Origin of the sequence: Oculatella sp. FACHB-28, assembly GCF_014696015.1 — a bacterium.
Classification (GTDB): Bacteria; Cyanobacteriota; Cyanobacteriia; order Elainellales; family Elainellaceae; genus JAAUTN01.
On the sequence record NZ_JACJPJ010000104.1, the window covers coordinates 1 to 9,450 of the forward strand.

A 9,450-nucleotide genomic window follows, 5' to 3' on the forward strand; every position below is an offset into this window, starting at 1 on the left:
TACTGCCCGCCACAAGTAATATTGTTGTTTCTTGATCGTTACCACCACTTCATCGAGATGCCATTTATCGGTGAGGTAGGGTCGTTTGCGCCGAAGCCCGTTGGCGTATGGCTGCCCAAATTTCTGACACCATTATCCGAATCGTTTCGTACGTCACCTCGATGCCCCGGTACAGCATCATCTTTTCAATATCCCGGTAGCTCAGGGGAAAGGTGTAGTAAAGACAGACACAATAACTGATGATTTCGCCAGGAAAGCGATGACGAGAGTACATGAACCGGGAGCCGCGAACAAGGTGGAATCAGTCCGATTATTCTACCTCAGCGTTAACTTGACAATACCCTGGCAACTTACAGACATTTTCTGATGGGTAAGCCATAGCGTAGGGGCAGTTCGCGAATTGCCCCTACAGGGATTTGTAGTTTATCCAAGTGGAAATTGCTGTAGACACAGGAGAAGCTAATCAACATTCAAGCTGTGTAGAACCAATCAGTCAGCATAGCGATAGCGACGCTCGAAATATCGCTGAACAATGTCCAGCAGAGTGGTCAATGCCCAGTAAATCAGGGCTGCCTCTAGCAAAATTGGTAGGACCACCGCTGAAGCAGAGCTAATTTGGTCGGCAATACTAGTCAATTCTTCAACGGTGACAACGGAAGCCAGGGAAGAGGCTTTTACCACGTCAATCAAAGAATTCCAAATACTGGGAATGGCTCGTCGCCACGCTTGCGGCAGAATCACATGCACGAATGTGTCAAACCGACTTAAACCCAATGAGGCTGAGGCCTCCCATTGTCCTCCTGCGATTGAGAGGATTGCTCCTCTAAAGGATTCAGAGATATAGGCTCCAAAGTGCAACGTTAAGCCGATGACGATCGATTGAAACGGTGTAAACCGGACGATGCCTGCAAAGCCAAAATAAATGATAAACAATTGCACTAGTAGGGGCGTACCGCGAAAGAAAGAAACATAAAGACTTGAAAGCCACTCTAGCACCCGAACTCCGGACAACGCCAGGATCGCAACGAGCAGTCCCACAAGCAACGCGAACACAATCCCAAGAACACTAATCCAAACGGTCATCAGTGCGCCTTTGAGCAACAGAGGCAGAGAGTCAATTAAAAGATCAACGACTGACATCTTCACCAAACCATGTGTTTGAAATATTTGCCAGTGTACCGTCTTGTTTAATGGCATCTAGTGCCTGGTTTACCTGATCTCGCAGTTCAGTGTTATCTTTACGGAACGCGAACGCCGTTGTTTCTCTAGTGAAGGGTTCACCCACCGATTTCACTCGATAGTTCGCTTCTTGCAGTTCAGTCAGGACGTAGAGGCGATCGTTGAGTGCCGCATCAACTCGATTTTGCTGAAGATCGGTCAATACCTGAGCAATGCCTTGATAATATTTCACCTCAGCCCCCGCTTCCTCTGCTGCTTTAGCAAAGTTGCTACCCTGGGTTGTACCAACGACTTTACCGCTGAGATCATTAACGCTTTGAATATTTTTGGGGTTGTCTTGGCTGACCAAAACAACCGCACCCGACACGGTATAAGGCTGCGAAAAGGCATATTGCTGCTCGCGCTCAGGTGTAACCGAGACTTGATTCGCAACAAAGTCGAATCGTTTTGCATCTAGAGATGCCAGCATACTTTTCCACTGCGTCGGTACGAACTCAATCGGTCGTCCTAGCCGCTTCGCTACTTCTGTAGCAATGTCGATGTCGTAGCCCGTCAATTCATTACTTTGAAGATCTCTGAAACTGAAGGGTGGATAAGTTCCTTCTGTTCCCACCGTTAGCGGTTGATCCGTACTAGCGCCTGGTGAATCACTAGATGTATCAGTCGAATTAGATCCGCAAGCTGCTAGCACTACTGCACTGCTGCTTGCCAGCATCAGTAGACGAATAAACTGCGATCGCGTTAGTTTCCTAATTATTAAATTAGGCTTAACCATGACACTGCCCTAATAAAAGTAATTAACCTTAAGTTGTAAAACAAAAGGAAATGGCTCTCATTCTTTATAATACGGTAAGTTTATCAATTTACCGTATTATGCTGGAAATTGTATCTGTGACTTCTACCTTTCGCTCTAGGAATACCAAGCAGTCAGGTGGAATTCAACGTAGGATGCGTCAGCGTAGCGTAACGCACAATTCTTTAGATCGCATGATATTGATATTCAGACTGATTTGAACACTGTTATTCCAGTGAATGTTGTTAGTGCAGGCAATCCTAACTTGCAATCCTCAAGGTTTTCATGCTTTGCTGGCAGCCTGAATCTTGTCAAACGTTGCTTCGTCTGCAAAGAACTGCTTCTGAATCAGATCCCATCCTCCAAAATCTTGAACGGTGAACAGAGTTTTGACTTGAGGAAACTTCGATGCTGCCTCTGCAACTACATTAGGGTTGACAGGACGATAACCTAACTGGGCGAATTCTTGTTGAGCTTCTGCTGAGTAAAGGAAATCGACAAACGCTTCTGCAACTTCTCTAGTGCCATGTTGATCAACGTTCTTGTCTACAACGGCAACAGGGTTATCGATCGAAATATTCACCTCAGGGATTGTATAAGGCAATTTCTGACCATTCATTTCAGTCAAAATAATCTCATTCTCGTAATTAATTAAAACGTCTCCCTGACCCTGGTTGAAAAATAGATTAGTCGCCTCACGGGCATCTTTTGTTAGTACAGGGACATTTTTATAGACTTCAGTAACATACTCCAGTGCTTGACGCTCATCACTTCCTGTTTGGGTCATAGCCCCCCACAATGCCAAGAACTCCCAAATCCCAATACCAGACGTTTTGGGGTTAGCCGCAATCAGCTTCACATCGTCTTTCGTCAAGTCTGCCCAAGTCTTGATGCCTTTAGGATTGCCAGGGCGAGTGACAATAGCCGCTACCGATCGCGTCACAACACCATTTTTGGGGGCTTCTCTTTCCCAACCTGCTTCAATCAAACCGGCTTGTTGGATTTTATTAATATCAAGGGCGAGTGCCAGATGTACTACATCTGCTTCTTGTGAACCTTCAATTACAGCGCGAGCTTGCGCACCAGAACCACCGTAACTCTGCTCAAAACTGACATTTTGGTTATGTTCTCTCTTCCACTTCTCAACAAATTTAGGAATGATTCGATCGTGAGCGGCTTCAGTAACCGAATAGGAAACTAACCTTAGCTTGACATCCGGTTTAGCGGCAGAACTACTTTCACAGGCAGCGATCGTCGCGCTCAAGCTAACGCCTAGCAAGAATAGGCAGACAAAGTGCCACAAAGAACGTCGGTTTAACTTATTGCCTATCGATCGTTGATACCACTGTCCAATAACCTGCAAAGCTTGAAAAATGTAAGTCTGGATTTGTGCAATCGAGTACATCATCTTAAACCCTGTCTTAGCCAAAACGCCCACTAATATACTCTTTAGCTTCTTGAGTACTAGGAGAATCAAAAATCTGTTTGGTAGGACTAAACTCCACTAATCTTCCCCGACGCTTACCGCCAGGATCTGTCTCTGTACTGAAAAATGCAGTCAGATCTGAGATCCGTGAAGCTTGCTGCATGTTGTGGGTCACGATGATAATCGTGTATTGTTCCTTGAGTTCTAGGCACAGATCTTCAACCTGTTTCGTTGAGATTGGATCGAGAGCAGATGCAGGTTCATCCATTAGAATCACATCTGGCTTCATGGCGATCGCCCGTGCAATGCAAAGCCTCTGCTGCTGTCCTCCAGATAAATCCGTGCCCTTTGCTTTCAGCTTATCTTTGACCTCATCCCAAAGCGCAGCCCGGCGTAGAGATTGCTCCACCAATTGGTCCATATTTCCCTTATAACCATTGGAACGTGGACCAAAGGCAATATTTTCATAAATTGACTTGGGAAAAGGGTTTGGTCTCTGGAACACCATTCCAACTTGACGCCGGACTTTTACCGGATTGATCTTGGGATCGTAAATGTTTTTTCCCTGGTAATTGATCTTGCCCTCAACTCTAGCGCCAGGGATCAGATCGTTCATGTGGTTGAAGCAACGTAACAGCGTACTTTTGCCACAGCCTGAAGGTCCAATAAAGGCAATGATTTGTCGTTCAGGAATTTCCATATTGACTTCCTGAAGCGCCATAAAATCACCATAGTAAACTTTGACCCCTCTGACGGCAAAAGTCGCTGTATCTAGCGGATTTAGGGTTGTATTGTCCGATCGCATAGGTATACTTTCTAGGGTTGTATTACAGTTGAAATTTGGAGTTTGTAGAGGCTGAGTTTGAGCAAGTTATTTGTTGCGGTACAAGGTTCTACTAATAAACTCGTCTGTACAGAAGCAACAACAAATGTTTTATTTTAGTAACGAGAAGCGATTCCGCAGATAGATCGCCACACCATTGAGAACCAGCACGACAAACAATAAAACAATGATGGTTGCTGCGGCTGCGTTAACAAAACCAGGTTCAGGGCGAGTAATGTAACTGTAAATCTGAATTGGCAAAGCCATAAAGCGCTGAAACAAACCAGGATTGAACGTGAGAAAACTTACAGCTCCAATGACAAGCAGAGACGCTGCATCACCGATCGCCCGCGAAACGGAAAGGATTACTCCGGTTAAAATTCCTGGAACAGCATAAGGTAAAACATGATTCCATACCGTTTGCCACTTGGTCACACCTAAGCCGTAGGACGCTTCTCGTAGGGCATTTGGAACAGCTCGAATCGCCTCTCTGGCAGTCACAATAATGATGGGCAAAGACAGCAGGGACAACGTTAGTGCGCCAGTAATCAAAGATGGGCCAAAACCCAAGAGATAATAGAAAACACCTAGCCCCAGCAACCCATAAACGATCGAAGGAATTCCAGCCAAGTTGGCAATGTTCACCTCGATAATATCTGTCCACCAAGCCTTTGGTGCATATTCTTCAAGATACAAAGCCGCTCCTACTCCGATAGAAACGGAAACTAACATGACTAATAGCCCTAGAAGAATGCTGCCAAAAATAGCAGGGCGTATTCCCCCGTCGTCTGAAAAACGAGAAGGGGTGTCAGTTAGAAAACCAGGCGTTAGCAACCTAACGAAGCCATCCTTAAACACGTCAATCACTAGGAGGGCAAGAACGACTAAGCCTATTGACAAACCAATTAGAAAGAGAATTTCAAAAACCTTGCCGATCCTCTCTCGTCTCTCTAGCTGCGGATTGAATTCCTTTGCTTGTTCTTGAAGATCATTCTGATAAAAAGAAGTCGCCATGATGTATCTAGTACTTTTCTTTGTAGCGATTAGCAATCCAATGACTGACAATGTTTAGAGTCAGTGTCAGCAGAAACAAAACAGCTCCCACGGCATACAGTGTGTTGTAATTGAGGCTGCCACGTGGGCTATCTCCACCAGAGATTTGAGCCATGTAAGCGGTCATGGTTTCCACCGTTTGAAACGGATTAATGCTGAGCCGCGGTTGTTGTCCAGCAGCAATCACAACAATCATCGTTTCACCAACCGCTCTAGAGATGCCTAGAATAATCGAGGCAGCAATCCCAGAAAGAGCCGCAGGAAAAATCACTTTGTTAATGACTTCCAGTTTTGTGACTCCCATCGCGTAAGCGCCTTCCCGTAATGAGCGAGGCACAGATTGCAGGGCATCTAAGCTAATAGAGGCAACGGTAGGCATGACCATGACCCCTGTCATTAGCCCAGCGCTAAGGGCGTTAAAGACTTCCAGGGGAAGAAAGTTCCGCAGTGTGGGTGTCACAAATAACAGAGCAAAGTAACCAAAAACAACTGTAGGTACTCCCGCCAGCAGTTCTACAGCAGGACGTAAAATCCTTGCCACTTTAGCTGAGGCGTATTCGCTTAAGTAGATAGCAGATGATAAACCTAGAGGAATGGCAACAAGCATGGCGATCGTTGTCGTCAATAGAGTGCCATTAATTAAAGGCCAAATCCCAAAACGTTTCTCTGCAAATAAAGGTGTCCATTCGGTGTCGAGAAAGAACTGCGCGAGTGAAACCTCTTGGAAAAATTGAAAGGTTACTCGAAAGATAATAAAAACAATTCCAAAGGTAGTGAGTACGGAAACTAACGCGCAACCGAATAAAAGTGCTGCAATAATCTTTTCCTGAATGTCTTCGCCTGCTTTTCTTTCAAGCGATCGATTATCTTGTCGATCCAATTCATCTCTATCAGTTGTGTTTTGCATAGCACTTAGAAAGCTGTTGGAGAGCGTGTTAAGTAAGTAGGGTGAGTTTATTTAAAGTTCTTGTTCGATCGCAATTCTACTGAGTAAATTCACCCGTACAAAAGTTAAAACGAGAACTATCCTAAAGGAGATTCGTGATCGGTTCGCCCGGCTTTGCATCGTTGAATTCAGAACCTGTTTCACCAGAGGCAAGCTTTTGTTTAACTTTAGGGTAAGCTTCATCGGGTAACGCCACATAACCAACTTGATCAACCCATTTCCAAGAATTCTCAATATAGAATTCAACAAAATCCTTCACTGCGGGTTCGTTGTCCAAAGACCTCTTGCTGACATAGATAAAGAGGGGACGAGACAAGGGTAAATAGACATTCTTCACAACATTGTCTAGAGGAACTGGCGTTTCACATGTTCCTTCTGGACTTTGCACAGCGACAAGATTCAGTTTGTCTTGGTTTGCCAGATAGTAAGATATGCCAACGTACCCTAAAGCACCTGCATCTCCAATAACCCCTTGCACAAGGACGTTTTGATTGTGACTCGGAGTGTAATCTGTGCGGCTATTTTTAGCTTTGCCTGTGATAGCCTGCGTGAAATAATCAAAGGTTCCAGTATCAGAAGCTGGGGCATAAAGCTTTAACGGCTGATCTGGAAATTGTGAATTAACTTGGTTCCAGTTGGTTACTTGATTCGCTGATTCAGCGGTCCAGATCTTGTTAAGTTCCTCAATAGTCAGGCATTCAGCAAAGTCATTTTCACGATTAGTAATAACCGCAATGCCATCTAGAGCGATCGGTAGCTCTACAACCTCAATACCCTTCTCTTTACACGTTTCGATTTCTTCATCTTTAATGGCACGTGAGGCACCAACAACGTCAATGTCACCGTTGCAGAACTTGCTGATGCCACCTCCAGTGCCACTCGAAGCAACACTAACCTGAGCATCAGGTCTAGCCCTTTGAAATTCTTCTGCAACAGCTTGATGAATAGGAAAACCTACCGCTCCACCATCAACACTGACTTCATTTTTCTTTTCTTCTATGCTGTTACAAGATGTTATACCAAAGGTGAAAAGTACTATTAAGGATGTTAGTGAAGCTTGGGATCTTAAATTTGGCTGCGGTAGAAGGTTGGGCTTACGAGGTGGGCGGTTGAGCGTAGGGTTGTGCATAGACAATGACTACAAAAGATCTTTCATTGCGTTCTTAATTCAGCATCCTAGGTGAGCCAGAAGATTTGCCTAGTCGTAAAAAGTTTGGCTCCCATATCGGCAGTCCAGTCAAACTGGGAGATGTCGCTATTCTCTGAAAGAGAGGTTGCGAGCGCCCTAGTTTGCTTAACTGCATTGGTATAGCAGTCATAGTTTTGAAGCTAAGTCAAAAATCATCAGCGATTCAACCGTTAAAATACTAAAACTTGATCGGTTTACCGTAGTTTAACGGTATACAAACTATTGTTTACACTCATCTCTCTAAAGGATTAACTTAACAAGCCGTCTTGACTATTCCAATCCTGGGGGTAGTCGGTGTGGTCGCTTATCAGCAGTTGCAGAATACTCTCGATAGACAACCAAACTACGAATACCCTTCCACCTCCCGCCAGAATGCAGCCCTAGCGCAGGAGCCAGGAGCCAGCCAACTAGCCCCTGTGATTGAAGTGCAAAGCGGTGATGTTCTGCGTATTCAAAAGGGGTGGCGCTCAGAAACGCTAAGGCTATGTGGAATTGATGCCCCTGAACTAGAGCAACCCTTCGGAACAGAATCGAAGCAATACCTGGAACAACTAATCCATTGAGTGAATAGGCAGATTATCTTAATCCCTCATGGCAAAGACAGGCAGGGCAGAACGATTGCAGAAGTGTTCATCTCAGCCCAAAATGCAGCGAATCCAGAAGAAGAGCGGTTCATTAATGCTGAAATGGTAGCTGGTAGCCTTGCTTATACCTATCCAGACTTTGTTGAAGATTGCTATAACGGCGATGTTATTGCCGAGGTGGAAGGACAAGCCAGCCAGCAGCAAGAGGGGGTATGGTCAGATCCTGCTGCACTTCCCCCTTGGGTTTGGCGACAGCAACATTCACGGTAAGGTCGATCGCAGCTTTTAGGCAATACCAGGGGGAGGCGATTGGAACTGAACGTAGAGGGTTGTTGAAAGACTTGATCAAGAAGGAGTTGAGTTAATGCGCAGGCGATCGCCCAATGCTGCCGACCCTAAGTATTGGCTAGACACTGAAAAAGTCGCAAGAATTTCTAATGTGAATGATCTACATCATTCACATTACTTTATGCAACAATTCCAAAGATTGATTCAATAAATCTGACTTGAGATAAACTGTCCTCTCGATTGACGGTTGTGTCGCAAAAAATTTTAGAAACTCTACCCATGGAGTTGAACTGCACGTGTTGTAACCCTACAGATAGCGTTTCAGGAATTTTTTGCGACACAACCTGTGATTCGTCGCTTTAAGATTTTTCGCATCTTTTCGGGGCGTTATCGCAACCGCAGAAAATGGTTTGGCTTGCGCTTGAACCTAATTGCTGGCTTACTCAACTATGAATTGTCACGTGCCTCTTGATTCATGCAGGAAGTCTAATGTTTCGCCAACAGTGTCAGTAGTGTCTTTACCCTAGAAAAGAGAACGGCTTATAGAACGAGCTAATGAATTGCAAGTGATATTTCAAGCTGCTTAACGAAGAAAACAAAAGAAAGGGCTTATTTCTGAAGAACAGACGAGATCTGAATACTCAGTTCTGACAATTTCGCTTGGGTTACTAAATCGATCTTTCCAACTAAACAACTGGCACAAACGTAGACACCGAGGGCGATCGAAAGTACGTCAATTGTATTTAGGGCAACTCGATTTATATTATTCGGTCGCAGGTTTTTGTAATGTTTCTGTTTTCTCAAGGGTTGAAAACGCTAAGTGCCGTCGTGTGTTTAGTGGCGCTTTGTCCGACTGCTTTGGCCGTTCAAATTAGTCAAGCTACTAATCCAGCGGTAATGCCGACCAGGAGCAGTGCGAGCGATTGTGCAACGGAGCTTGCTCAGTTGGAGCAGTTTGCCTTAAATGAGCTGGTTGATCAGGCGCGGCAGCATGTCAATGATGGGCAGACTGAGGCAGCAGCGATCGCCCTAATTCAGGTGTTTGAAGCGATCGGGCAGGTGGAGGATGTTGCAGCCAAAGTTACGTTGCTTGATCAGATGATCAACAGTTATGAAGGCAGCTCCGAGCGTAGCCTGTTAGAGCAACTGGTCAATCAGGCTAATCCACC

The 9,450-nt window shown here is 45.1% G+C and carries 10 protein-coding genes and 2 pseudogenes; 4 read left to right on the top strand and 8 right to left on the bottom strand.

Annotated elements, in window-relative coordinates; all coding sequences use genetic code 11:
• From H6F88_RS30510 to H6F88_RS30545, 8 genes and pseudogenes are all read right to left on the bottom strand, one after another.
• Positions 1 to 274, bottom strand: a pseudogene (locus H6F88_RS30510) (IS6 family transposase); the annotation flags it as partial.
• A 215-nt stretch (positions 275 to 489) separates the two neighbouring features.
• On the bottom strand, positions 490 to 1,140 hold the full coding sequence (locus H6F88_RS30515) for an amino acid ABC transporter permease (protein ID WP_190646589.1): 651 nt from the start codon (positions 1,138 to 1,140) through the stop codon (positions 490 to 492).
• Positions 1,127 to 1,954, bottom strand: a complete 828-nt coding sequence (locus H6F88_RS30520; protein ID WP_199333870.1) for a transporter substrate-binding domain-containing protein — start codon at positions 1,952 to 1,954, stop codon at positions 1,127 to 1,129. The genes H6F88_RS30515 and H6F88_RS30520 overlap by 14 nt, the downstream gene beginning before the upstream one ends.
• A 301-nt stretch (positions 1,955 to 2,255) precedes the next feature.
• Entirely contained in the window at positions 2,256 to 3,380 is a 1,125-nt protein-coding gene (locus H6F88_RS30525) for a sulfate ABC transporter substrate-binding protein (protein WP_190646590.1), read from the bottom strand.
• A 13-nt stretch (positions 3,381 to 3,393) separates the two neighbouring features.
• A complete protein-coding gene (gene pstB, locus H6F88_RS30530; protein WP_190646591.1) occupies positions 3,394 to 4,203 on the bottom strand; it encodes a phosphate ABC transporter ATP-binding protein PstB in 810 nt (269 codons plus the stop codon).
• A 129-nt stretch (positions 4,204 to 4,332) separates the two neighbouring features.
• Entirely contained in the window at positions 4,333 to 5,235 is a 903-nt protein-coding gene (gene pstA, locus H6F88_RS30535; RefSeq protein WP_190646592.1) for a phosphate ABC transporter permease PstA, read from the bottom strand.
• Positions 5,236 to 5,242: 7 nt separating this feature from the next.
• The gene (pstC, locus tag H6F88_RS30540; protein WP_190646593.1) at positions 5,243 to 6,181 is read right to left on the bottom strand and encodes a phosphate ABC transporter permease subunit PstC; all 939 of its coding nucleotides are present in this window, start codon (positions 6,179 to 6,181) and stop codon (positions 5,243 to 5,245) included.
• A 121-nt stretch (positions 6,182 to 6,302) separates the two neighbouring features.
• A complete protein-coding gene (locus H6F88_RS30545) occupies positions 6,303 to 7,349 on the bottom strand; it encodes a PstS family phosphate ABC transporter substrate-binding protein (RefSeq protein ID WP_190646594.1) in 1,047 nt (348 codons plus the stop codon).
• Positions 7,350 to 7,675: 326 nt separating this feature from the next.
• Between H6F88_RS30545 and H6F88_RS30550 the strand changes: the two genes are divergently transcribed.
• The 4 genes and pseudogenes from H6F88_RS30550 to H6F88_RS30565 form a co-directional block, all read left to right on the top strand.
• Positions 7,676 to 7,972: a hypothetical protein gene (locus H6F88_RS30550; RefSeq protein WP_190646595.1), complete on the top strand. Its 297-nt coding sequence runs from the start codon at positions 7,676 to 7,678 to the stop codon at positions 7,970 to 7,972.
• Positions 7,973 to 8,263: a thermonuclease family protein gene (locus tag H6F88_RS30555; protein ID WP_190646596.1), complete on the top strand. Its 291-nt coding sequence runs from the start codon at positions 7,973 to 7,975 to the stop codon at positions 8,261 to 8,263.
• A 373-nt stretch (positions 8,264 to 8,636) separates the two neighbouring features.
• A pseudogene (locus H6F88_RS30560) lies at positions 8,637 to 8,753 on the top strand (IS5/IS1182 family transposase); the annotation flags it as partial.
• A gap of 314 nt (positions 8,754 to 9,067) precedes the next feature.
• Positions 9,068 to 9,450 (top strand): hypothetical protein (locus H6F88_RS30565; protein WP_190646597.1); only part of this gene is annotated, 383 nt, incomplete at its 3' end.

What these genes read in the sequence shown, in the direction of transcription:
- H6F88_RS30525 (WP_190646590.1), bottom strand. Translation starts at nt 3,380, where the DNA reads ATGATGTACTCGATTGCACAAATCCAGACTTACATTTTTCAAGCTTTG.
- H6F88_RS30520 (WP_199333870.1), bottom strand. Translation starts at nt 1,954, where the DNA reads ATGGTTAAGCCTAATTTAATAATTAGGAAACTAACGCGATCGCAGTTT.
- pstB (WP_190646591.1), bottom strand. Translation starts at nt 4,203, where the DNA reads ATGCGATCGGACAATACAACCCTAAATCCGCTAGATACAGCGACTTTT.
- H6F88_RS30545 (WP_190646594.1), bottom strand. Translation starts at nt 7,349, where the DNA reads ATGCACAACCCTACGCTCAACCGCCCACCTCGTAAGCCCAACCTTCTA.
- pstC (WP_190646593.1), bottom strand. Translation starts at nt 6,181, where the DNA reads ATGCAAAACACAACTGATAGAGATGAATTGGATCGACAAGATAATCGA.
- pstA (WP_190646592.1), bottom strand. Translation starts at nt 5,235, where the DNA reads ATGGCGACTTCTTTTTATCAGAATGATCTTCAAGAACAAGCAAAGGAA.
- H6F88_RS30515 (WP_190646589.1), bottom strand. Translation starts at nt 1,140, where the DNA reads ATGTCAGTCGTTGATCTTTTAATTGACTCTCTGCCTCTGTTGCTCAAA.